The organism is Serratia sp. AR11 (genome assembly GCF_056376275.1).
The window spans coordinates 2,618,439-2,643,259 of record NZ_CM150739.1 but is presented as its reverse complement, the minus strand read 5'-3'; the positions used below and the strand labels follow the sequence as shown (position 1 = coordinate 2,643,259).

The following is a 24,821-nucleotide window of genomic DNA, read 5'->3' as shown; positions in this document are numbered from 1 at the left end:
GGTTAATCACGTAACCAGGGGGTAAAGGTCACGCCGATCAACAGCCCTTCCGGGCTGAGCAACCGGGTGACGCTCTGGCCCCAGGGTTCTTCGCGGTTGGCGATCAACAGACGATAACCGCGATCGATCAACCCCTGAGTTGCCAGTGCCATATCGGCAACGTCAAACTCCATCCAGGCCTGCGGCACCGGCAAATCGGCCGGCCATTGATCGCTGCCGAAGCAGGACTGTGCGGCCTGCGCCAACGGCCACAGGGCGAAGTGTTTAACCCCCTCCAGTGCGCCATGCTCGGTCAGCAAATAATCGGCATTGCCGTCCATGGGCTTCAGCGGCAGCCCCAGCGCGTCAGCGTAGAACGCCTTGCTTTGTTCCATATGCTGGGTAATCGGCCCAAATCCGGCGATAAACAACACGCCCAGTCCTGCGAACTGCTGTTCCATGTTCTCTCCTGTTGGCTATCAACGCCCCTGACGCATTTGCGTTGGGGAAAATCCATAGGCCGCCTTGAAGCGGTTGCTGAAATGGCTGGAGGAACTAAAACCGCACTCCAGCGCAATTTGCGTCAGTGGCAGCAGGCTGTGGCGCAGCAGTTTTTCTGCCTGCTGCAGCCGCGCGCGCATCACAAACTGATGTGGTGCCAGGCCCGTGTCATGTTTGAACATCCGGGCAAAATGGAACTCACTCAGCCCTGCCTGTGCCGCCAGGTCTGCCAGCAACAACGGCTGGTCGAGATGCTGCTCAATATACTCTTTCACCCGTTTGGCGACCGCCGGAGCCAGACCGCCGCGGACCTGCGGTAACGCCCATTGCAATTGGCTGTAACGCTGGACCAGGTGCGACATCAGCAGGGTTGTGGCGCTGCTGAGTGCCAGTTGATTGGCGCGCTCATGCCAGTCGCAGTTGAGTAAAAATTGACGATACAGCAGTGTGATCTGCGGATCCTCGCCAAAAGCGTAGGGTTCGAGATTGATCGCCGCCGGGCTGCGATCCCAGGTTTGCTCTGCCACCTGACGCAAATGCTGGTCGGTACAGTAAAGGTGCACGAAAGACAAATCGCTGCGCACGTCCCAGGTAGATTCATACTGGCGCGGCATAATGCAGAAGCGATCCGGCCCGCCGCCGTTCTTCCAGCCACCGGGAACTTTTTGATAGCACTCATAGCCGTCGGCAATATACAGACTCAGAGTATGGTGATCGGCGCTTTCCTGGGTAATACGGTCATTGCAGTTGGACCAGGCGGCCAGTTCCACGCCAGAACCCAGCTGCACGCTGTTGTGCAACCGCGCTTTATGTTCCCGCAGTGTTTCAAACGCCTTGTAGCCGGACATCGCCGTCCCCTTTTTCACCCATCCACCCAGTGTAGAGAGTGGCGCAGCGCCACACCAGCCGTCAGCCCGCGCTTTTGCCAAAAAAAGCGCAAGAATATGCAATTGTACGCAAAGCGCTGAAAGCACGCCGACAGGCAACGACGGATACTGAGCCGGTCTATTTTGCTGGAGTCTATTATGAATACGCTGCTGTACCTTGCCGTGGTGCTGATTTGGGGCACCACCTGGATTGCGATTACCCTGCAGCAGGAAGGCCCGGTGGCTATTCCCGTGTCCATCAGTTACCGCTTTGTGGTCGCCGCGCTGGTGATGTTGGTTATTTTGCTACTGGCGCGCCGCCTGCGCCGCATTACGCTGCGTGACCATCTGTTTTGCATCCTGCAAGGCTGCTGTGTGTTCGGGTTCAACTTTTACTGCTTCTACCATGCGGCGGCCTATATCAGCAGCGGGCTGGAATCGGTGATTTTCTCAATGGCAGTGCTGTTCAACGCGGTCAACGGGTTGATTTTCTTCCGGCAACGTCCCAGCCCGAACCTGCTGCCGGCGGCGGTGCTGGGTATCACCGGGATCGTCGCCCTGTTCTGGCAAGATCTGGTCGCCACGCAAATGGCGCCGGAGCTGTTGAAAGGCATCGGGCTGAGCGCGCTGGGCACTTTCGGTTTTTCTTTGGGCAATATGATCAGCTCCCGCCACCAGCGGCGCGGGCTGGATATTCTGTCTACCAATACCTATGCCATGAGCTATGGCGCTATCCTGATGGCGCTGATCGCCCTGGCCCAGGGTGCGTCATTCCAGATTGAGTTCAGCACTCGCTATATCGGCTCACTGCTGTATCTGGCGATATTCGGTTCGGTGATTGCCTTTGCGGCCTATTTCAGCCTGCTGGGCCGTATCGGTGCCGGTGCCGCAGCCTACAGCACCCTGTTGTTCCCCCTGGTGGCACTGAGCATTTCGACAATTTATGAAGGCTACCAGTGGCACCTGAATGCGGTGATTGGCCTGTGCCTGATCCTGCTGGGTAATCTGGTGATGTTCGCCAAACCGGGCCGGTTCACGGCTTTGTGGCGTCGCCGGGCGGTATAAAATAAGTAAATAACGCCTTCTGGAAGGCGTTTTATCCTGCTCTAAACGATCACAAGTGAATCTCCCTCTTTATTATAACCAATAAAAATTAACAATTAATGCTGAAAGCCTGAGATCAGCATTGACATTCATGCCATCAAATCAATACATTTAATACTAAACCGTTACAGTATTATGGTAATTTTTTGTATTTTATTAACCAATTGGTTTGGAAAATAAAGATGAGCAATAAGATCCCTCATTTAATGATAAAGATCCTCGCCGGTTTTATCGTCACGGCAATCTCTTTATCTACTTCTCTGAGTTACGCTGAAGTTGTCGATGCAGGTAAGGATCTCAGGCTGATAAAAGGCCGCTATTTAGCTATCGCCTCTGACTGTGTGGCCTGTCACACGGCATCCGGAGGCAAACCTTTCAGTGGCGGCTTAGCCATGCCTCTGCCGATGGGAAATATCTATTCTACCAACATCACGCCAGATAAAACCTACGGCATTGGCGAATATTCACTGGACGACTTCAAGAAAGTGTTGCGTGAAGGTATCAGGCGCGACGGCTCGAATCTTTATCCGGCAATGCCATTCCCGTCTTATACCAAGCTGACTGATGATGATATTGCCAGCCTTTATGCCTATTTTATGCATGGCGTTGAACCTGTTAATCAAGAAAATAAGGAGCCCGACTTCCCGTGGCCACTCACTATGCGCTGGCCGCTGATCGCATGGAATACCCTGTTCCTGGAAAAAGGCGCTTATCAATACAAATCTGACCGGAGCCCAGAGTGGAACCGTGGCGCTTATTTGGTACAGGGCGCGGCGCACTGCGGCTCCTGTCATACCCCCCGCGGGCTAGGCATGCAGGAAAAAGCCTATGACGAAAGCCAGAAAGGTTTCCTGGCCGGTGCGAAGATTGGCGGCTGGGAAGCTTTTAACATCACCAGCAACATGGCCTCGGGAATCGGTAGCTGGTCACAGCCGGAGATCGTGCAATATCTTAAAACCGGCAATGTGCCGTTTAAAGCTCAGGCTGCCGGTTCAATGGCTGAAGCGGTCACCCATAGTTTTAGCAAAATGGACGATGCGGACCTACAGGCTATCGCTTTGTATTTAAGAGATATACCGTCCGTAGGTGATAACCAAACGCGACCTCGCTCATCAAAGATTCAGCCAATAGAAAATAACGATCCCACCGGAGCCAACGTTTACCTAAACAACTGCGCCAGTTGCCATGGCAGAACAGGCAGCGGAACAACGGACGGCTATTACCCTTCCATGGTCGGCAACAGCGTTGTCGGTGCCATGGACACCAACAATCTGATCAAAGTCATCTTACAAGGTGCCGAGGTGAACAATGGCAAGGAACACTACTTCATGCCCGCGTTTGCCGACCAATTAAGCAATGAGCAAGTGGCACAACTGGCTGAATACCTGGTGGAAAGTTTTGCGGGGCACAAGCTCACCGTGGACGCCGATCAGGTTAAAAAGCTCCGTGATTCCAGCAATTAGGACGTCGTATATGAAAAATAAATCGAGCTATGGCTTATCCCGACGTCGCCTGCTGAAAAGTAGCGCCATTGCGGGAGCCGCCTTGCTGTCTATCAATATCGTTTCAGCCCCGCTCAAGTTAGTGGATGATAGACCTGGTGTGGATGCCTTTTTGAAACTGGCCCGGTTGCTGACCAACAGGCCGACACTCGAACCCGCATTTTCCGCCGCAATGTATTCGGCCCTGGTCTCCCATACGGAGCAGTTTAATCACCGCCTCAACACCCTGGAAAAAGCGCTTTCTATCAGCGGCGCGCAAGACGTTCAATCCTTCATTTCTGCCCTTCCCTCCGAGGATGAAAACCGAAAACTGGCGTTGCTTATTATAGAAAGTTTTTATACCGGCAATGTGGGGCGCGGTCGCCAGGCGGTAGTGGTGAGTTATGAAAAGGCATTGATGTTCCAAAAGACCATTGATGTCACCGTGATCCCTACTTATATCCGCGCCCAGCCTAATTACTGGGTGGCTACGCCAAATTTAGACAATTAAAAATTTATAGTGAGCAAACTATGGCCATTGAATATGATTGCGACATTCTCGTCGTGGGTGCCGGTATTCTGGGCGGAGCCGTCGCCAACAGCCTTGCCAAACAGGGACGATCAGTCACCATTTTAGAGGCTGGCCCTCGCGTTAAGCGTTCGGAAATCCTTGAAGCATTTCGCCAATATGGCAATAAATCGGACTATAACGGTCCTTACCCTGACGTACCCTGGGCGCCAAAATCCGCTTCGGGTAAATATTCTGACGACTATATCGAGAGCGTCGGCAATATCACCCAAAAGCCTGCTTTCTTGCGTTTGGTCGGTGGAACCACCTGGCACTGGGGCGGTGCAACCTGGCGAAATCTGCCCAGCGATTTCAAATTAAAAACGCTGTACGGCCATGGCCGTGACTGGCCGCTTGACTACGACATGCTGGAACCCTGGTACCAACAGGCTGAAGAAGAGATTGGCGTGAGTGGTTCAAACACCGACGATCAGCGAGGTCTGGGGCAACAACCTTATCCCCCGCGCTCTAAACCTTATCCCATGGCAATGCAGCCCTGGAGCTATTTGACTCAGCAAGTGGCCGAAAAGGTATCAACAGTCAATCACCACTTTGTTGATGAACCTAATGCACGCGCGACGCGCCCCTATCAAGGGCGACCGATCTGCGCGGGCAATAATAACTGTGCGCCTATCTGCCCAATTGGTGCACAGTTCTCCGGCGATAAACCTGTTGTATGGGCCGAACAGAATGGCGCTAAACTGTTAGTCAATGCAGTGGCTTACCGCATTGAAAAAGGACCGGATAACAAGATTGTCGCTATCCACTATAAAAATCCGCAGGGTGAAAGCACACGCCTTACTGCACGTTATTTCGTATTGGCCGCACATGGGGTAGAAACGCCGAAACTGATGCTGATGTCGGACATCGGTAATTCATCCGATCAGGTAGGTCGTAACATGATGGGGCACACCGGGCGGTCTATCTCTATGCTGGCGAAAGATCCCGTTTGGGCGGGACGTGGTCCGACTCAACAAGGAAGCATCAACACCTGGCGCGACACGCCGCTGCGGCACCAGCATGCGGCTATTCGCCACTTCCTGGATAATACCGTTCCTAACGAACTGATTACCCGCCGATTGCTGAGTCAAGGTATTGTAGGCCCGGAGCTTGATCGTTTGATCCGCCACAATTCCGCGCGCTACCTGAAGATTGCATCTTACGTCGAGGTATTGCCCGATCCGACCAACAGGGTCACCCTGAGCAATAAGCGCGATGCACTGGGTCTTCCTACGCCACGCATCAACTATGACATTGCCCATGAATACACCATGAACGCCATGGCTTTGCTCTATAAAGACTATGACCAATTCAGGAGTCTGTTCGGTGCGACTGAGGTACTGAATGATATTCAGGCTTGGGTACCAAGTTCCCATATCATGGGCACCACCATTATGGGGAGTGACCCACGGGACTCCGTGGTCAACCATGAATGCCGCTCTTTCGATCATGCCAACCTCTTTATCACCAGTACCAGCGTACACCCCAGTTCCACCGTGGTTAACCCAACTCTGACCGGTTATGCGATTGCTCTACGCGTCGCTGAAATTATTAATAAAGAGATTTAATAACGCATCGCCGTTGCGCTGGCAGGGCTGAACCGCAGCGCACTGGCCGATGTCACGTCTGGCAATGCGCCATTCGTCGCTCCAACCGTAGATAATCCGATCTGCATCAGCTTCAACGAAAACCCGCTCGGCATGTCACCCAAGGCACAAGCGGCGACGTCGCCCTGAAAACTCAACCATTAGGGCTATACTCAGACTCTTGCCGATTTTTCATAAGGACATCAGGATGCTGAGATTTTCCCGTCGTTGGCTGTTATCCGTCGCCCTCACCGCTTTTACCGCCACAGCAGCGACCGAATCGCCAAAATACGGCCAAGAGCTGCAGGGTTTTCACTACCCTTACCCCTTGCAGCAGTTTAGCTTCACCTCTCAGGGGCAGCAGTTAAGCATGGGGTATATGGACGTGCCGCCAGAAGGTGAAGCCAACGGTCACACTGCGGTGCTGATGCACGGTAAGAACTTCTGCGCCGCCACCTGGCAAGACACTATCAAAGCGCTGAGCAAAGCCGGTTACCGGGTGATCGCACCGGACCAAATTGGCTTTTGCAGTTCGACCAAACCGCAACATTACCAATACAGCTTCCAACAGTTGGCACAGAACACCCACGCGTTGCTCAATAACCTGAAAATCAGTAAAGCGGTGATCGTTGGTCACTCCACCGGGGGCATGCTGGCGACGCGTTACAGCCTGATGTATCCGCAGGCGGTTGAGCGACTGGTAATGGTGAACCCGATTGGGTTGGAAGACTGGAAGGCCAAGGGTGTTCCCTGGCGCAGCGTCGATCAATGGTTCGAGCGTGAACTGAAAACTTCCGCGGCAGGTATCAGGCAATATGAGTTGAATACCTACTACATCGGCCGCTGGAAACCAGAGTATGACCGCTGGGTCGATATGCTCGCCGGGCTGAACAACGGGCCGGGGCATCGCCTGGTGGCCTGGAACTCGGCGCTGATTTACGACATGATTTTTACCCAGCCGGTGTACTACGAATTTAAGGATCTGCAAACGCCAACCACGCTGATGATTGGTACCGCCGACACCACCGCCATCGGCAGCGACATTGCCCCACCGGCGGTCAAAGCCAAACTTGGGCATTACAATGTGTTGGGCAAACAGGTGGCAAAACTGATCCCGCACGCCCGCCTGATCGAGTTTCCGGGGCTGGGCCATGCGCCGCAAATGGAAGAACCCGCACAGTTTAATCAGGCGTTGATTAAGGCATTGCGCCCCTAACGATTCGATACAGGACAGGAAATTAAAACCCCTTGCCCTTCACTCACCCGGAAACTGGGATCGTGCTATGGTATTAACGGATTTAAGTAAGGAGTGGCCGATGCCGAGATTTCTCTCTATACGCGCAGTACGGCGCGTTGCCCTGACAGGAGTTGTTATGAGCATGATGTTAAGCAGCACTACCTTTGCCAGTTCACTGCCCCTGCTGGCCCCCTCTGCGCTGAAAGGGCACTGGCAGTTGAACGATGCCGAAGGCAAAGCCGCCGCCTGCGAAGTTGAGTTAAGCGATGAATTGATCGAAGGCACCAACGCCTACCGTTTTACCGCCTCTGCACAATGTCTGCAGCCGCTGGCCCTCGCCGAACTGCCGGTCGCCTGGCGCCCAACGCCGGACGGCATGACGTTAACCAACGCCGACGGCAGCATGGTGGCGTTTCTGGCGCTGACCGCCCCCAAACGCTACGAAGTGATAAATCATCACGGCAAGCCGCGCTTTACTCTGACGCCACGCCAATAACCGTCTTTTCTGGCGTGACGGCAGCGTAAAAAACCTGTCGTCACGCCACCAACAATCCCATTAACGCACCGCCCGCCAAAACCCACAGCGGATGAATACGCTTGCTCATGCTCACGACCGTGGCCAGCAGAATAATCGCCGCCAGCGGCCAGCTTGGCGCGGAAGCCTCGGCAATCAGCACCCCACTCGCCGCCACTAAACCGACGGTAACCGGCACCAGGCCACTCTGCACTCTGCGCCGCCAGGGTTTATCCTTGAAGCGTCGCCAGGCCCCCATCACCAGCAGGGTGACGATCGACGACGGGCCGAACTTGGCAACCGAAGAGACCAACAGCCCGGCCCAGCCGGCCACGTGCCAGCCAATCAGCGGCACGATCATCATATTCGGCCCCGGTGCAGCCTGCGCCATGGCGAACAGCGCACTGAACTCCTGCGCGCTCATCCATTGATGAACCTCCACCACCTGGCGCTGCATTTCCGGCAGAATGGTCATGCCACCACCGAACGCCAGCAGCGACAATTCGGTGAAAATCAATGCCAGTGAGATCAAGATAGCGATCATGATGGATCCCTCCACCACAGCAGCAGAATGCTCAGCGGTGCCAGCACCAGCATGGTCGGTAATAACGGCAAACGCAGCCAGGCAATGGTAATCAGGCTGAGCGCCACAATCGCCAGTGCCAGCCATTTACCGCGCAGCGGTAACAGCATTTTTATCCCGGTGGACAACAGCAAACCGGCCGCCGCAGCGGCTAAGCCGGCAAACACGTGTTGCACATGGGCATCGTTCTGGAAACGGGCGTAGACCATACCCAACCCGACCACAATCGCCGTTGGCGCGCTGATCAGCCCCAGCAGCGCGCACAAGGCACCGCGTACCCCACGAAACTCCATACCCACCGCCACTGAAAGGTTGATCACGTTGCCGCCGGGCAAAAACTGACACAACCCCAGCAGTTCGGTGAACTGTTCACCGCTCAACCAGCGCCGGTCTTCCACCAGCATGTTACGTGCCAGCGGCAGCACGCCGCCAAAACCAATCAGCCCCAGCATCAGAAAGCCCAAAAATAGCTCACTGTTACCCGGAGGGGCCGCTAGTTGGCTGTTTTTTACTGCATCAGATTCAGACATTGCCGCTTCCAGATTGCTTTTTATGATGGCTGGTATGATGCGCGCCGCCATGTCATGCTGTCTAATGCATTTCATAAGCAACAAGGATACCTTCAAGGTATGTCTATGATTGAACTCCGTCGCCTGCGGGCGTTCGTTACCGTGGTGGAAGAAGGCAATATCACCCGCGCCGCCGAACGGCTGTTTATTCAGCAGCCGCCGTTAACCCGCCTGTTGCAAGGGCTGGAGGATGAGCTGGGGGTAAAGCTGTTGCAACGCCTGCCACGCGGCGTGCGCGTCACCGAAGCCGGCAATGTGCTGTTCAATGAAGCTCGTGCCCTGTTGGCACGGGCAGAGCAACTGACCGAGGCGGTGCACCGTGCCGCACGGGGTGAACAAGGGCATATCGCCATCGGCTTCACCAGTTCGGCCGCTCTGCACCCTTTCGTGCCCAATCTGCTGCGCCGCTACCGGGAGATCCTGCCGGGCATTACCACCCAGTTGGAAGAGGCCGGCAGCGGTGAGCTATTGGAGGCACTGGTGGATGAACGCCTTGACGTGGCCTTTGTGCGCTCGCCGGTGGGCGGCATTCCAGGGTTGACGATTGAACCGGTGCTGCGCGAACCTATGCTGGTCGCCCTGCCTGTCGGCCACCCGCTGGCCGTCAACAGTGAGCCCCCTTGCCGCTGGAGGCATTAACCCAAGAAGCCTTTATTCTTTATCGTCGGCCTGCGGGTCAGGGTTTGTACGACGCCATTCTGGCGGCCTGCCACCGCGCCGGTTTCAGCCCACGCGTGATTCAGGAGGCCCCGCGCCTGCCCGCGACCCTCAGTTTGGTCGGTGCCGGTTTGGGGCTATCCATCGTGCCTGCCTCGATGCGACGTTTGGGGGGCGACGGCATTGTCTACCGGACGATTGACGATCGGGCCCAGCTCAGTGCGCCGCTTTATCTGGCGCTGCGCAACAACCGAACATCGGCCATCATCACGCGTTTTCGCGATTTGGTGACCGAAGCGGTCAGCGAGCAGCCACCCGGCTAATCTTCCTTGTCGGCGATGCGCGTCAGGTGGATCACCAGATACAACAGCTCATCGTTCGACATTTCCATTTGCAGCAGATTTTTCACGTAGTCGCGGATCAGCAGCGCACCACGGTAGGCGTGCGGATACTCTTTGGTTACCTGAGCAAAGATAAAATCGTCTTTCGACGTCATCTGTTGCCCCTCGACCATACGCTGAATAAAAAACTGCATATGCACCAGAAAACGCGAGTAATTGAGCGAATCGGTGTCGATATTGATGCGAAAATGGTATTTGATGATATTGAAAATATCTTTCAGCATCTTCACCGCCAGCAGCGTGTGCTCCATGTTTTGCACATCGGTCTGGCCATTAACCAGATGGAAAGCGATGTTGCCCGCCTCTTCTTCCGGCAGGCTGATGTTCAACCGCCGGTTGATGTGCGCCAGCGCCTGCGTGGCCACCGCGAATTCCTGCGGATAAAAGCGCTTCACCTCAAACAGCAGCCGGTTCTGGATAGCCATCCCTTTGTGGTAGCGCTCAATGGCGAAGCTGATATGGTCCGCCAACGTGAAGAAAATCTGCTCGTTAATCCGCCCATTGAGCTGGCGGTTAGCCTCGGCAAGGATCATCTGCACGATCTCAATGTGCTCTTCCGGCGTGGTTTCTATCAGCCGCAGGTAATCACGGCCCTTTTGGCTGTTTTGCACCACATACACTTTCTCTATCGTGGCCGGGTCGAGAACGTCACCCACCTTGCTGTTAAAGCCAATACCCTTGCCCATCACGATAACTTCATTGTTATCGCCGTCAGTCGATAGCACCAGGCTATTATTGAGTACCTTAATGACTTTCATCGTCGCGGCCATCACCCTTTATTTTTAGCGTTGCCGGCCATCGGAGGCAATCAGCCGTTGATACCAGTCAAAACTGCGCTTTTTAATTCTCCGCAGATCTTTCAGATCCTGCTCACCCCGGTTGACATAGACAAACCCGTAACGCTTGGCATAGCCCTGATGAGTGCTGACCACGTCTATCGCCGCCCACGGACAATAGCCGATCAGTTCTACCCCGTCGTTGATCGCCAACTGCATCTGTTCGACATGCTGACGCATAAACTCAATGCGGTAATCGTCGTTAATTGTACCATCGGCCTGTAACTCATCCGGAGCACCGATGCCGTTTTCAGTAATTAATATTGGCAAATGGTAGCGTTCAGCGGTTTTGCGCAACGTTAGCCGTAATCCGACCGGGTCGATCACCCAGCCGTAGCGGGTTTTACCGACGAACGGATTCTCCGCTGCACGGTAAACTCCCGATTCCCCCAGCATGATTTGCTGATCGCCTGCGCGCGCGCTGATGTCGGAGGCGTCGCCACGGCTGGCGGCAATGGTGGCGGTAGAATAGTAGTTTATCGCCACATAGTCCGGTTTGCCCTGCAGCAACAGCGCCGCATCGCCCGGCTCCATCTGCGGAGCCAGTTCGCGGTCCAGCAAATAACGCCAGGCCAGGGGGTTATAGCGGCCATGCACCGCCACGTCGAGGAAACTCCAGCAACGCAGCGTCTCCCAGTTATGGGCGGCAATAGCATCCAGCGGATGGCAGGTTTCCTGATACATCGAGGTGGTGTTAATCGCCGGGCCAATCTTCCCTGCGGGGCAGCGCTGGTGACACAGCGCCATCACCCGCGCCTGAGCCACCAGCATATGGTGGCTTTGCTGATACAACACCCGTTTGGACGGCAGTACGCCACCCTTTGGCGTACCAATCGCCCCAGGGTGCAGGATCATGGTGTTTTGTTCGTTGATAGTCAGCCAGTACTTCACCCGGTCGCCAAAGGCGTCGAACAGCACCCCGGCATAATCGACAAAGGCGTCGATGGTGGCGCGATTAGACCAGCCCCCCTGCTGCTCAAGCACATAGGGCAGATCGAAATGATACAGCGTCACCACCGGCTCGATGCCATGGCTCAGCAGTTCATCAATCAACTGGCGGTAGAAATTCAGCCCGGCAGCGTTGACCTCGCCAGTGCCATTGGGCAGCACCCGCGTCCAGGCAATGGAAAAGCGATAGGCCTTCAGCCCCAACTCGGCAAACAGTTTCACGTCCTCGCGAAAGCGATGATAGTGATCGCTGGCCACCTTAAAGTCGGCGGTGCCTGGCGGATGATCGAGCATATCTACAATCGACGGGCTTTTGCCATCTTCGTCCCAGGCCCCTTCTACCTGATAGGCGGAGGTAGAAGCCCCCCACAGAAAATCTTTGGGGAAATCGTTCAGTCGTTGATAAATCATGCCGGCTCCTGCTGCGCATTATTCAGGCTGATGATGGGTTCGCCAAAGCCGATCCGACCCGGCTGACGGCAACTCAACTGCGGGAAATCTTCGCTGTTGACCACCAGTACCGGCGTGGTGAGGTCGTAACCCAGCGCAGCAATCGCCGCCAGATCAAAACGCACCAGTTCATCCCCCATCTTGACCCGGTCGCCAATTTGCAGATTGGAGCTAAAATGCTGCCCGGCCAAATTAACCGTGTCGATACCGATGTGCACCAGCAGTTCAACGCCATTATCCCCCTTGATACCCACCGCGTGCATTGAAGGCAGGAAGGTCACCACCTCACCGTCCAGCGGCGCACGCAGCAGCCCTTCCTGCGGCCGTATCGCTACGCCCTGGCCCAATAACCCCTGGGAAAAGACATCGTCGTTCACTTGGTCCAGCGCCACCAGTTGGCCGGACAGCGGGCTGAAAATCTGCTGTTCCACGTCGCGGTGAGAGCCCGTCTTCGGCGTCTCCTGCTCTTCGACCGGATCTTCAAAACCGAGGATCCAGGTCAACGCAAAGGCCACAACGATAGCAATGGCGCAGGTGACCAGCGCATGGACGATATTCATCGGATTTTCACCGATAAACGCCGGCAGCGCCGCCAGCCCCGGAGAGACAAAGGCATAGCGCACCAGCCCGCTCAACCCGGCATAAACACCGGCACAGCCACCACCGATCATCGCGGCAATCAGCGGTCTGCGCAGCTTAAGCGTCACGCCGTACAGCGAAGGCTCGGTGATACCCAGCAGCGCGGTGAAACCGGCAGAGGACGCCAGTTGGCGCAGGTTTTTGTTTTTGGTACGGAAGGCCACGCACAGGGTGGCCGCGCCCTGCGCAATATTGGAGGCCAGCATGCCCGGCCCGTTAATCATTTCGAACCCGTTTTTGCTCAACTGACCGGTCGCGATCGGCGTCATCGCCCAGGCGGTGCCGGTGATCACCAGGAAGGGTTGCAGCCCGCCCATCAGCATCGGGATCAGCCAACTGGCCTTACCGTCGACGATCGCCGCGCCGGCGGCAACCAGATCGTTAAGGAAAATGCCGAACGGGCCTACCACCACCAACGCCAGTGGCGCGGTGACCAACAGAATAATCATCGGCTTGGTGAAGAACTTGATCATCGTCGGCGAAACTTTTTCGGCAAAGCGCTCGATATACGACATCAGCCAGACGGTGAAAATAATCGGCAGCACCGAACCGGCATAGTCGGCCATTCGCACTGGGATACCAATAAAATCAATCGGAGCTCCCGCCGCCAGCATCTGCGCCAGATTAGGGTGCAACAACACCCCGGCGATGGTCATGGCCAGTATCGGGTTACACTCGAACTTGATTGCCGCACCATAGGCCAACAGCACCGGCAGGAAGAAGAAAGCCGCATCGGCAATGGTGTCGAGCAGGTGATAGGTCGGGCTGGCGGCGTCTATCGTCCCGGTCAGTTTGAGGATCGCCAGCAGCGCCTTAATCATCCCCGCGCCGGTGATCGCCGGGATCACCGGGGTAAAGGTGGTAGAGATCACGCTGATAATCTGTGAAATCACTCCGCCGCGAGCCTGTGATTTCTTATCGCTCTGTCGCCCCTCGAGAGCGCCGATTTCTTTTTGTAGGGTACGGAAAGTTTGCTGCACGTTGTTGCCGACCACGATCTGGAACTGGCCGCCGCGCTCCACCACGCTGATTACCCCCGGCAAGGCCTCAATCGCTTTCGCCTCTACCAGGCTGTCATCGTTAAACTCCATGCGCAGACGAGTAGCGCAATGCGTCAGTTTGCTGACGTTGCCCTTGCCCCCTACCCGCGCCAGTATTTCCAGGCCCAGCTGTTTGTAATCCATAAAGTTTCCCCGTAAAAAAAACAAAAAAAAAGACCAAAATCAAAATGCGCCTCATCGCAATGAGAGGTGCATTCCTATTTTGGTCTTGCCTGCCTGAGCAGTAACACGCCGTAATAAAAATGTCTGGCGATCGCTAAGATCGCGGCGAAAGTATCGTCATAGTTGTGATTTTTCGGCAATAGCCTGCGTTAAGCTTTGTGATTAACATCACTAATTTTCGAAAATGCACTGCAATGTTGCCCACCACGCCCCACTTTAGCGCATTGGTTGAATTAACCGATTAAAATAACACTGACAAAAAAATTCCCGCCTAAATAAATTAACTCTGTTTATTATTTATTGAACAAAAAACACAATTAAATTGATACCGATGCATTATTATTTAATAGTAAATACAATAATTACAGCCTCTCTCAATTGGTAACACAAACAAATAAATTATTTGCGGTGAATACGGCCTAAGCCACTATGATTTAACCGTCGCAGAGCATTTTAATGCGGCAATAACACACCTGCAACCAATAAAACCATCAGATAAATCCTGCCGATATTTTGGCAGGCATTCTATATATTGGAGAAAGTCATATGTTATCGCGTCGTGATATATTAAAAGCCTCTGCGGTCAGCGCAGCTGCAGCCAGCGTAATGGGCGGTATGATTAAATCCGCCAGCGCCGACGAACATCGTAATATTGTCCCACCCAGTACTTTCCAACCCGCCGCCGATGCACAAAACCTTTATAAATATGTCTTTGCCAACAGCAAAAAACGCAGCCTGCCCAGCGGGTGGGCCAGAGAGGCCACCGTCGAACAATTCCCGATTTCTGAAGGCGTTGCCGGGGTAGATATGACGCTGGAGCCGGGCGGTGTCCGCGAGCTGCACTGGCACGCCATTGCCGCCGAATGGGCATTTATGCTGGAAGGCCATGCCCGTATCACCATCATCGACCCAGAGGGCAAGTGTGAAGTGGCGGACTTCGGTGCAGGGGATGTTTGGTATTTTCCCAAAGGTTACGGGCACTCGATCCAGGCGCTGGCGGACGGCGCGCACTTTGTTTTGACCTTTGATAACGGCCATTTTTCCGAGTTTGGTACTTTCAGCATTACCGACTGGGTGGCACACATGCCCAAAGAGGTGTTGGAAAAAAGCGTCAATATGCCGGCAGCGGTATTTTCCAAAGCCAAACAGGGTGAGGCCTATATTGTCGGTGGTGCGGTTCCCCCGACTCTGCCTCTGCCCAGCAACGACGGCGGCTTGAATAACTCTCCGTTGGCCCACCGTTATGAATTAATGAAGCAAAAACCTTTTTTTGAAAATGATGCAGGCAGCGTTCATTTGGTATCGTCAAAAGAATTCCCCATTTCAACCACCATGACCGGCATTATCGAAATCGTTAAACCCGGTGCCGTGCGGGAATTGCACTGGCATCCCAACGCCAATGAGTGGCAATACTATATTTCAGGAAAGGGCCGCATGACGGTATTCAGTTCACACGGCCATGCGCAGACCGCAGAATATGCACCGACAGACGTCGGTTATGTCCCGCAGGGTTTTGGTCATTACATTGAGAATATGGGCGATGAGGATCTCAAAGTGCTAATCGTACTGGATAACGGTATTTATCAGGATATTTCGCTGTCTGACTGGTTGGCAAAAACCCCGGCCTATCTGCTGGCAGATAACTTCAATAATCAGATTGCCGACTGGCAAGATCGCCCCAGGGACAAACTGGTAATGTCCCGACGTAAAAACTGATGGGTAGCGAGGGGGCGTTAACCCCCTCGCCAAGGGTTACTGCTTACGCTGCTCCGCCACCTGTTTGGCGGTCACCTTGCCTTGTTTTTCACCAAACTGGCCCACCACGTAGTTCGCTACCGCAGCCACTTCTTCGTCCGAGTACTGGCTACCAAAGTCCGGCATAAACTCGTGCTGCTCACCAATGCTGATGCGCGTACCTTTGAGGATCGCCTGCACCACGCTACGGCCCTGCGGATCGTTAACCGCGGTGCTGCCAACCAACGAAGCATATTTGCTCTGGCGGCCGGTGCCGTTCCACTGGTGACAACCGCTACAGTCCCCGGCGAACAGCCTGCGGCCCAGCGAATCTTCCTGCCCACCCGGTAATACCGCGCTGGAAGAGGTGGCGCCCTTCGGCTGCAGATTCACCGCGCTGGCACTGTCGGTGGCGATCGGCTCGATATTGCGCAGATATTTCACCAGGGCCTGGTTGTCCTCCGGCGTCAGGTACTGCAGGCTGTTTTCCACCGCTTCCGCCATCGGGCCGGAAGCGCTGCTGCGCCCTTCCGCATGGCCGGTGGCCAGATATTGCGACAGTTGCTGTTCGCTCCAGGCGCCAATACCGGTCTGCCGATCCGGGGTAATATTGCCGGCGAACCAGCCCTGGATCACCTCACCGCTGAGGTTTTTGCTCTGATTAATGCCAAAACCCAGATTGCGCGGGGTATGACATTCGCTGCAGTGGCCCAGAGCCGTCGCCAGATAGGCCCCGCGATTCCATTGCTCATCCTGATTGAGGTTCGGCTCGAAGCGTTTTTCGTTGAAGAACGCCAAATTCCAGAACTTCATGCCCCAGCGCTGGTTGAACGGGAACGACAGACCGTTTTCCGGATTCGCCTGCTTCACCGGCGGCAGGCTGAACAGGTAGGCTTTGATCGCCAGTACGTCGTCACGGCTTAACCCTGTGTAGGAAGTATAAGGCATTGCCGGATACAGATTCCCCTGTGGACCGACGCCTTCACGCACCGCACTCACAAACTGATCGTCACTCCAGCCACCGATCCCGGTTTCCGGGTCGGCGGTAATGTTGGTGCCGTAAATGGTGCCGAATGGCAGTTTAAAGGCAAAACCGCCGGCGAAAGGTTTGCCGCCAGGCGCCGTGTGGCAGGCCACGCAGTCGGCGGCACGTGCCAGATATTCACCGCGGGCCAGCTTATCGCTAATGCTCGCCGGGGCCCCGGCGATAGGAGCAGCAGGCTCCGGGCCGACCGGACGTAACAGGGTATAAAGCGCGTAGCCTCCCGCTAGCACCACTATTGCGACAATCAGCCATAACAGCCATCTCAGGGCGTTGCTCATGGGTTTCTCCCTTAATCCAACGCCTTGGCGGCCTGGTGAATGGCGGCGCGAATGCGCACGTAGGTAGCGCAGCGGCAAACGTTGCCACTCATCGCCGCGTCAATATCTGCATCGCTCGGGTTCTTGCTTTGGGCCAGCAGTGCGCTGGCGCTCATGATCTGGCCGGACTGGCAGTAGCCGCATTGCACCACGTCCAGATTGACCCAGGCCGCCTGCACCGCTTTGCCCGTCGGCGTTTCACCTATCGCTTCGATGGTGGTAATTTTCTTGCCCTCGGCGGCAGAGACCGGCGTCATGCAAGACCGCACCGGCACGCCGTCCAGATGAACGGTACAAGCGCCGCACATCGCAATGCCGCAGCCAAATTTAGTGCCGGTCAGCCCGGCTTCATCACGCAGGAACCACAGCAGCGGCATATGCGGGTCGCCATCAAACGTCAGCGGTTGGTCGTTCACGGTTAAAGTTATCATGCTGTTCTCCTTGTCAGACGCTGGCGTCACTGTTGGGACGGTGTAAAGGCAGGCTCAGTGAACTGCGGGGCCGCCCGAGCAGCGCCAGAGCATTCCCGACCGCCGGGGCAATGGTCGGCACACCCAGTTCACCCACGCCGGTCGGGGCCTCGCTGGAAGGCACGATAATCACCTCTATTTCCGGCATTTCATCGATACGCAGCGGGCGGAAATTGTTGAAGTTGGACTGCTCAACCACCCCGTCTTTTAGCGTAATATTGCCGTACAGTGCGATGCTCAGACCGTAGCCGATGCCGCCTTCAATCTGCGCGCGGATCACATCCGGATTGACCGCAACGCCGCAGTCCACCGCACACCACACTTTGTGCACCCGTGGAATGCCGCCTTCGCCGATCGACACCTCGGCAATCTGCGCTACCCGGGTATTAAACGCCTTGGCGACGCCAACCCCCCGCGTCCGGCCATCCACCACCTTCGCGCCCTGCCAGTTAGCGGCTTTCGCCACCGCCCGTAATACGCCAGCCTCACGCGGCGCATCCCCCATCAGTGCCAATCGCCCCTCTACCGGATCCTGCCCGGTTTCCTGCAACAGTTGGTCGATAAAGCTTTCCACCGCGTGGCCGGTGTGGGTACTGGCCACCGACCTCAGTGAGGTAGTGGGTACCTTGCCCGGCACGATATGGGCGTCGCAGCGGAAACTCTCGAAGGTATAAGGAACTTCGCTGGCACCTTCGATCATCATCTGATCGACACCGTTAACCACCAGTGCCGTCATCGCACTGTTGAGCGTCCAGGAATGGCCGACGACGGTGTCACTCCAGCCCACCACCTTGCCGCCGCGGATCGCCCCGCGCAGCCGGTGCAGGATCATCGGGCGATACCAGCCGTTGCGGATATCGTCTTCACGCGTCCACACCACCTTCACCCCGTGCCCAGGGCCAATCGCCTTGGCCGCCGCCGCCATGTCTGCGGCCAGATCCGGCCCCAGCTTCGGGTTGCCCAGATCGATACGGCGACCAAAGCTACCGCCGGCTAAAATGGTTTCAATTTCTACCTTCTCCGGCGGCAATTGGAACAGATCGCACAGTTGCTGGTGATCGAGGGTTTGGATCTGGCAGCCATAACGCGCCTTGACGCTTTCGCCGTCCCAGAACAGATAGCCGTCCAGCGGCTCCATCGGCGCATGGGCCACATACGGGAAGGTGTATTCCGCTTCGATCACTTTGTCTGCTTTATCAAAAACCTCGTCCGGCTGGCCGTGACTTTTCGCCACCGCACCGGGCTTTTGCGCCACCTGGCGGAACTCGGCGAAAATCTGCTCGGTGTTGCGCCGCTCGGCCTGCGAGTCGTCCCACTCCACCTGTAATTTTTCACGCCCCTGGATCGCCGCCCAGGTATTTTTGGCGTACACCGCCACGCCGGTATCGGTCTGCTTCACCGCCACGACGCCCGCCACCGCCAGCGCCCGACTGGCGTCAAATGAGGCCACCTTGCCGCCGAAACGCGGTGGCTTTTTGATGGTCACGGTCAACATATCCGGCTCATGAATGTCCTGAGTGAATTGCGCCGAACCATTGGTTTTGGCCAGCGAGTCCACCCGGTGCAGGCCGCTGGCCTTGCCGATCAACGTAAAATTGGCGGGATCTTTCAGTGTCAGAGTCGCGGGGTCGGGTGGCGGTAACTGGCTGGCCAATACGGCAAACTCGCCGAAGCCCGCTTCACGCCCACTGGCTGCATGGCGGATCTTGCCCGCCTGCACGGTAATTTCCTGCGCGGAGGTTTTCCAACTTTGCGCGGCGGCCTGCACCAGCATTGCACGCGCCATGGCCCCCATGCGACGCATCTGCTCATAGGCATTGGCCACCGAACTGGAGCCACCGGTGCCCTGGAAACCGAACGACAGATTTTTATAGACGTTGGTATCAACCGGCGCGGCAACCACCCGCACCTGCGACCAATCGGCGTCCAGCTCTTCGGCGACCAATGTCGCCATGCCGGTATACACCCCCTGGCCCACCTCGGTATGTTTACTGATAACGGTGACAATGCCTTCCTGATCAATCTGCACGAAGGCATTGGCTGCATGAGGATTGTTTTCAGGCGCCGTGGCGGAGTTGGCTCGAGCCTGCGCACCGGTAGACGGCAGATAGGCACCGATCACCAGCGCACTGGCGCCGACGATAAAACGCCGCCGGGTAAGCGGGACTTCGGGTAGATTCATTGCTCATCGCTCCAAAATGCCGATCAACCTTAATCAATGCGGCGAAATCATTCTTTTTATGCGCGCCGTCTGCATACACCAGCGCGACGGGCTAATAGTTAGCGTAGCCTATTATTTTGTCTGTCTGGCATTCAGGCGGGGTTTTCTATTGTGGATTTGTGCTATGCGCAATTGCATGCCTGGAACAGCTAAGGATGCCCCGTCACGGCCCATGGATTGCATCAAATTGCATCAAACGACTGCCCGATAGCGCGCCAGCGCTCGGTTTGCGGACTGGTATGGAAATTGCTTATCCCGATCATGGCTATGAGGGAGAAGCAGATGAAAGCAATTGTCATTGGTGGCGGCATCGGCGGCCTGTGTACCGCCATCGCATTACAGCGTGTCGGTATCGACACCGAGGTTTTTGAAGCGGTCAAAGCAATCAAACCGGTCGGGGCCGCCATTTCCATCTGGCCCAACGGCGTAAAATGCCTTAATTATCTGGGGATGAAAGAACCGCTGCGCGCGCTCGGCGGCCCGATGCACTATATGGCCTATCAGGAATACCTGCACGGTCAGACCCTGACGCGCTTTAGCCTGGATCCGCTGATCGCCAGCGTCGGCGAACGGCCGTACCCGGTGGCCCGAGCCGAGCTACAGGCGATGTTGCTGGACACCTATGGCCGCGATCGGGTGCATTTCGGCAAACGCGTCAGCGGCATTGAAGAAACTTCGCAGGGCGTGACCGCCTGGTTTGAAGACGGCAGCCAGGCCAGCGGTGATTTTCTGATCGCCGCCGACGGCACTCATTCCGCCATTCGCCCTTATGTGCTGGGCCACGGGGTGGATCGTCGCTATGCCGGTTACGTTAACTGGAACGGGCTGGTAGCCATTGATGAGTCCATCGCCCCCGCCGACCAGTGGACCACCTTTGTCGGTGAAGGCAAGCGGGTGTCATTGATGCCCGTCTCCGACAACCGCTTCTACTATTTCTTCGACGTTCCTCTGCCCACCGGGCTGGCGGAAGACCGCAGCACGGCGCGCGCCGATCTGCAGCGTTACTTTGCCGGCTGGGCCGAGCCGGTGCAGAAACTGATTGCCGCGCTCGACCCCGATACCATCAACCGCATTGAGATCCATGATATCGAACCTTTCGAACGGTTGGTGCGCGGGCGCGTGGCATTACTGGGCGACGCCGGGCACAGCACCACGCCGGATATCGGCCAGGGCGGCTGTGCGGCAATGGAGGACGCGGTGGTACTGGCGATTGCCTTACAAACCAACTCGCTCGGCATTGAAGACGCGCTGTTGCGTTATCAGGAAAAACGCAGCCACCGGGTGAAGGACCTGGTGCTGAAGGCGCGCAAGCGCTGTGATGTCACCCACGGTAAAGAGATGGCGATCACCCATGGCTGGTACGAAGAACTGAAAAGCGAAACCGGCGAGCGCATTCTCTCTGGTATGCAAGAAACCATTATGGGCGGACCGCTGGCCTGACTCAGCCCATTCTCTATGGCAAGGCAAGGCTTTACCGTCAAACGCTCAAAGTGCGGATGCGCCCCGCCGCCAGTTCGATCACCCGGTCCGCCGTGGCGATGGTTTCCGGCCGGTGGGCGATCAGTAAAATGGGTAACCCAAGCTGGCGTAAAGTCTGGCCAATCAGCGTTTCGTTAGTAACGTCCAAATGACTGGTGGCTTCATCGAGGATCAGCAACTGTGGCTGCTTGTACAACGCCCGCGCCAACAGTAAGCGCTGTTTCTGCCCGGCGGACAGGGTTCCCCCCATTTCGCCGATTAACGTCTGGTAACCCATCGGCAGTTTTTCGATGTCCTGTTCCAACTGCGCCAGACGAGCACATTCGCCAAGCTTTTGCTGATCAACCCGGGAAGAGAAAAACGTCATGTTTTCGGCAATGGATCCACGAAACAGTTGGTCCTCCTGCAATACCACGCCGATATGCTGGCGAACCTGTTGATAATCCCCCTGCCGGTGCTCGATGCCCAACGTGCGGATCACCCCGGCGGTCGGCGGATACAGGCCCAGTACCAGCTTGGCCAGCGTGGTCTTGCCGCAACCAGAGGCACCGACCAGCGCCAGCACCTCGCCGGGCATGATTTGCAACGAGACCTGCGACAGGATCTCACGTTCGGTTCCGGCGTATTTAAAACTGACCTGCTCCAGGCTCAACGCAGGACGATCGCTCGGCCAGACGCAGGCCGCTGATGGCCCATTGGCACCACCTGCCGCCTGTGACGCCGCATCTTCACGCGCCGCGAGCACAATATCCGCCAGCCGTTGGTTATAGACATCCAGCATGCGGTACGCGACCAGTTTGTCGATCAACCCATTGATGCTGGACGAAAAACGCCCCTGAAAGGACATATAAGCCACCAGCATACCCACCGAAAACTGACCGGCCAGCACCGCGCTGGCCCCCAGCCACAGCACCGCCGCCCCCACCACGCTGCCGATAACGGTCTGCATAATGCCGTACACCATCATCAGTTTGCTTTCGTGCAGTTGAGCATTGCGGCGGGCGACATTCAGATTACGCCAGACCGATTCGCGCGGCGTCAGCGCCCCATTGACCCGCAAGCTCAACACCCCGCGCAGGCTCTCCAGAAAGTGGCTGGATTCCTGGGTACCGGCGACCCAGCTATCATCTGCCGCTATACGCAGAGTACTGAACCAAAACAGCCGCAGCAGGCCATAAACCAGAGCGGCGGCCAACGCGACCAGGGTTAATTTGGCACTGTAGAAAAACATCATGGTCAGCGTGCCCACCACCAGTAACACATCCAGAAAGGCTTCGAGCAGCGTGGTGGTCAGCGTGTCCTGAATGGTGTCGACGGCATCGAATTTGGCGCTGATATCCCCCATATTGCGTGCCTCAAACCAGCTAATCGGCAGCCGCAACAGGTGGTGAAACACGTTCGCCGTCCACTGCATGTTGAAGTTGACCGCCATGGTGAGGGTCGCCCACTGTCGGGCCAACTCCAGTAGCGTTTGGGTCGCGGCCATCAGCAACATGGCGATGACGATCAGCGTCAGCAGGCTGGCGTCCAGCGCCACCAACACTTCATCAATCACCAGTTGGTTGATCAGCGGGCCAATCAGCGCAAAGACTTCGAGTGCCAGGGCGAAACAGAAGATCCTGCCCAGCGCCGATTTCAGGCCCTGAGTCTTGCCAATAAGATCGAACAGGCGGATCTTTTTTCGCTGATCTTTGACCGCAAACTGGTGCGTGGGCGTCAGTTCCATGGCAACGCCGGTAAAGTGACGGTTCGCTTCCCGCAGGCTCATGGTTACCGCACCACGAGCCGGATCGTGCAATTCCAGCCTCTGCCCTCGCACCCGTTTGAGTACCGTAAAGTGATTCATGTCCCAGTACAAAATGCAGGGCACCGCCAGCAGGTGCAACTCTTCAAGCTCCAGCTGCACGGCGCGACCACTTAAGTGCAACTGTTCGGCACAGCTCATCAACTGCGAAAATGTCATGCCGAGCTGCGAAACGTTAAATCGTGCTCGCAACGTGGGCAGATCAACCCGGTATCCATGCCATCCGGCAATCATCGCCAGGCAGGCCACGCCGCACTCCGCCGATTCCGTTTGGCGAATCAACGGCAGGCGCTTGCGCCATCCCCAGTTAATCACTTCGGTAACGTCCATGTTCAGATCCTTCCTTGCAGACTCCATAACGGTTCCAGCAGCCACTCGTACAGGCGGCGGCTGTCCAGCTCCACATCCGCAGACACGGTCATGCCGACTCGCAACGGCTCCTGTCGGCCATAGGCCGTAATGGTGGTTTTATCCAAGGCCACGATGACGCGGTAATGCCCTTCGTTTTCCTTCCACACCATCGGGTTTTGCAGCAGCGCCTCGCTGGCGCTGAGGCTGGTGTCGGTTATGGCGCGGGTGACGCCATACTGCACACCAAACTTTTCATAGGGGAATGAGGCAAAGCGCAGCCCCACTCGCTGCTGGGGCTTGATAAACCCCACCGCTTTGCTTGGGGCAAACAATTCGACCTGTAACTGTGCATCATCAGCGACCATCATCAGTAAAGGATCGCTTTGTTTTACCGTCTGACCGGCCCGCGCCAGTACCACGGCGATATGCCCATCCACCGGGGCGGTCAGCGTATGATCGCGCTGGGCGCCCAGTTCGATCTCCTGCTGTTTAATGCCCTGTAACTGACGTTCAAGCTCGGCGTCGCGCCCTTGCTGTTGTTGTTCCAGGGTGCGCAGCTCTGAGGCCGCCGCGGCAAGCTCGCGTTTTAGCCGCAGCTGCGCCTGTCGCTGGAGTTCAACCTTTTCCTGCGCCGTCGACAGCGTCATTCGCTGCTGCTGAAACTCCAGCTCGGAGACATAGCCTTTGGCGATCAGTTTGCGGTAGCGCTCCATCAACGAATGTGAAAGTTTCGCCTGTTGCTGAACCAGCAGCATTGCCGCGTCTGCGCTGGACAGTTCCTGATTGAGCTGCGCGATGCGTTGCCGTACGCCGGTTTGCTGCAGAACGCGGGTCGCCAGCTCTTGTGCACGCTGATGCTCCAGCATGCGATATTGACGATTTAATGAATCAGAAACCGACGCCAGCGTACCGACGCCCTGCCCATTGAAATATTCACCGCTGAGCCGATACAGCGCCTGACCGGCCTTGACCGCCGCCCCTTCCGCCACCAGCCGTTCGGTAACCTGCCCGGCGCTGCGGGCAACCACCTTGATCAACCCACTGGACGGCATCACCACCCCTTCCAGCCGCGCTTTGCGGGTATATTCGCCCAACATTAGGAATAGCAAGATGGCCAGCACCAGCAGGACGCTGACCCAGGCATAGACGGTTAAACTGAGGCTAGCGGGGATAATCACTTCCCCCTCGGCTCTGGTGGCCTGAGCGGCAAAATAACCCTCGCGGTAAAGCTGGGGAGGACGTCCTGTCATTGGGGGTT

Annotated in this window: 20 protein-coding genes and 1 pseudogene; 9 read left to right on the top strand and 12 right to left on the bottom strand. The window is 56.4% G+C overall.

Annotated elements, in window-relative coordinates; translation table 11 throughout:
• Positions 1-2: 2 nt before the first annotated feature.
• A complete protein-coding gene (locus ACSOSI_RS12580) occupies positions 3-440 on the bottom strand; it encodes a VOC family protein (protein WP_476707191.1) in 438 nt (145 codons plus the stop codon).
• A gap of 18 nt (positions 441-458) precedes the next feature.
• The gene (locus tag ACSOSI_RS12575) at positions 459-1,328 is read right to left on the bottom strand and encodes a helix-turn-helix domain-containing protein (protein ID WP_261278410.1); all 870 of its coding nucleotides are present in this window, start codon (positions 1,326-1,328) and stop codon (positions 459-461) included.
• Between the two features lie 177 nt (positions 1,329-1,505).
• On the opposite strand from ACSOSI_RS12575, the gene ACSOSI_RS12570 reads away from it, so the two are divergent.
• From ACSOSI_RS12570 to ACSOSI_RS12545, 6 genes are all read left to right on the top strand, one after another.
• Complete coding sequence (locus tag ACSOSI_RS12570) at positions 1,506-2,411, top strand: DMT family transporter (RefSeq protein ID WP_476707190.1); 906 nt, start codon at positions 1,506-1,508, stop codon at positions 2,409-2,411.
• A gap of 221 nt (positions 2,412-2,632) precedes the next feature.
• Positions 2,633-3,913 (top strand): c-type cytochrome, encoded by a 1,281-nt coding sequence (locus ACSOSI_RS12565; RefSeq protein ID WP_112362708.1) that lies wholly within the window; start codon positions 2,633-2,635, stop codon positions 3,911-3,913.
• A gap of 10 nt (positions 3,914-3,923) precedes the next feature.
• Positions 3,924-4,442, top strand: coding sequence for a sugar dehydrogenase complex small subunit (locus ACSOSI_RS12560; RefSeq protein ID WP_476707189.1), 519 nt, complete (start codon positions 3,924-3,926; stop codon positions 4,440-4,442).
• Between the two features lie 20 nt (positions 4,443-4,462).
• A complete protein-coding gene (locus ACSOSI_RS12555) occupies positions 4,463-6,067 on the top strand; it encodes a GMC family oxidoreductase (protein ID WP_261128977.1) in 1,605 nt (534 codons plus the stop codon).
• Positions 6,068-6,293: 226 nt separating this feature from the next.
• A complete protein-coding gene (locus ACSOSI_RS12550) occupies positions 6,294-7,301 on the top strand; it encodes an alpha/beta fold hydrolase (protein ID WP_476707188.1) in 1,008 nt (335 codons plus the stop codon).
• 157 nt (positions 7,302-7,458) lie between these two features.
• Complete coding sequence (locus ACSOSI_RS12545) at positions 7,459-7,818, top strand: AprI/Inh family metalloprotease inhibitor (protein ID WP_017892763.1); 360 nt, start codon at positions 7,459-7,461, stop codon at positions 7,816-7,818.
• Between the two features lie 40 nt (positions 7,819-7,858).
• Here the strand turns inward: ACSOSI_RS12545 and ACSOSI_RS12540 are convergent, their stop codons facing one another.
• Positions 7,859-8,380 (bottom strand): chromate transporter, encoded by a 522-nt coding sequence (locus ACSOSI_RS12540; RefSeq protein WP_012145056.1) that lies wholly within the window; start codon positions 8,378-8,380, stop codon positions 7,859-7,861.
• Positions 8,377-8,949 (bottom strand): chromate transporter, encoded by a 573-nt coding sequence (locus ACSOSI_RS12535; protein ID WP_017892762.1) that lies wholly within the window; start codon positions 8,947-8,949, stop codon positions 8,377-8,379. The genes ACSOSI_RS12540 and ACSOSI_RS12535 overlap by 4 nt, the downstream gene beginning before the upstream one ends.
• A gap of 99 nt (positions 8,950-9,048) precedes the next feature.
• On the opposite strand from ACSOSI_RS12535, the pseudogene ACSOSI_RS12530 reads away from it, so the two are divergent.
• Positions 9,049-9,968, top strand: a pseudogene (locus ACSOSI_RS12530) (LysR family transcriptional regulator).
• Here the strand turns inward: ACSOSI_RS12530 and licT are convergent.
• Genes licT through ACSOSI_RS12515 form a run of 3 tightly spaced genes read right to left on the bottom strand, consistent with a single transcriptional unit; the run spans position 9,965 to position 14,103 of the window.
• A complete protein-coding gene (gene licT / locus ACSOSI_RS12525) occupies positions 9,965-10,804 on the bottom strand; it encodes a BglG family transcription antiterminator LicT (RefSeq protein WP_261435660.1) in 840 nt (279 codons plus the stop codon). The pseudogene ACSOSI_RS12530 and the gene licT overlap by 4 nt on opposite strands.
• A gap of 24 nt (positions 10,805-10,828) precedes the next feature.
• Positions 10,829-12,241, bottom strand: coding sequence for a glycoside hydrolase family 1 protein (locus ACSOSI_RS12520; protein WP_017892759.1), 1,413 nt, complete (start codon positions 12,239-12,241; stop codon positions 10,829-10,831).
• The gene (locus ACSOSI_RS12515) at positions 12,238-14,103 is read right to left on the bottom strand and encodes a beta-glucoside-specific PTS transporter subunit IIABC (RefSeq protein ID WP_476707187.1); all 1,866 of its coding nucleotides are present in this window, start codon (positions 14,101-14,103) and stop codon (positions 12,238-12,240) included. The genes ACSOSI_RS12520 and ACSOSI_RS12515 overlap by 4 nt, the downstream gene beginning before the upstream one ends.
• Before the next feature lie 585 nt (positions 14,104-14,688).
• Here ACSOSI_RS12515 and ACSOSI_RS12510 point away from each other — a divergent pair.
• Positions 14,689-15,858: a cupin domain-containing protein gene (locus tag ACSOSI_RS12510; protein ID WP_476707186.1), complete on the top strand. Its 1,170-nt coding sequence runs from the start codon at positions 14,689-14,691 to the stop codon at positions 15,856-15,858.
• A 36-nt stretch (positions 15,859-15,894) separates the two neighbouring features.
• Here the strand turns inward: ACSOSI_RS12510 and ACSOSI_RS12505 are convergent, their stop codons facing one another.
• The 3 genes from ACSOSI_RS12505 to ACSOSI_RS12495 are packed head-to-tail and all read right to left on the bottom strand — an operon-like array spanning position 15,895 to position 19,890.
• Complete coding sequence (locus tag ACSOSI_RS12505; RefSeq protein WP_012145049.1) at positions 15,895-17,199, bottom strand: cytochrome c; 1,305 nt, start codon at positions 17,197-17,199, stop codon at positions 15,895-15,897.
• A gap of 11 nt (positions 17,200-17,210) precedes the next feature.
• Positions 17,211-17,669, bottom strand: a complete 459-nt coding sequence (locus ACSOSI_RS12500) for a (2Fe-2S)-binding protein (RefSeq protein WP_012145048.1) — start codon at positions 17,667-17,669, stop codon at positions 17,211-17,213.
• 13 nt (positions 17,670-17,682) lie between these two features.
• Complete coding sequence (locus tag ACSOSI_RS12495) at positions 17,683-19,890, bottom strand: xanthine dehydrogenase family protein molybdopterin-binding subunit (RefSeq protein ID WP_476707185.1); 2,208 nt, start codon at positions 19,888-19,890, stop codon at positions 17,683-17,685.
• A gap of 321 nt (positions 19,891-20,211) precedes the next feature.
• On the opposite strand from ACSOSI_RS12495, the gene hpxO reads away from it, so the two are divergent.
• Complete coding sequence (gene hpxO, locus ACSOSI_RS12490; RefSeq protein WP_218216924.1) at positions 20,212-21,369, top strand: FAD-dependent urate hydroxylase HpxO; 1,158 nt, start codon at positions 20,212-20,214, stop codon at positions 21,367-21,369.
• 37 nt (positions 21,370-21,406) lie between these two features.
• On the opposite strand, the gene ACSOSI_RS12485 is transcribed toward hpxO, so the two are convergent.
• Both ACSOSI_RS12485 and ACSOSI_RS12480 read right to left on the bottom strand, forming a co-directional pair.
• Positions 21,407-23,542: a peptidase domain-containing ABC transporter gene (locus ACSOSI_RS12485; protein WP_476707271.1), complete on the bottom strand. Its 2,136-nt coding sequence runs from the start codon at positions 23,540-23,542 to the stop codon at positions 21,407-21,409.
• 2 nt (positions 23,543-23,544) lie between these two features.
• A complete protein-coding gene (locus tag ACSOSI_RS12480) occupies positions 23,545-24,813 on the bottom strand; it encodes an HlyD family secretion protein (RefSeq protein WP_259189196.1) in 1,269 nt (422 codons plus the stop codon).
• Between the last annotated feature and the right edge of the window lie 8 nt (positions 24,814-24,821).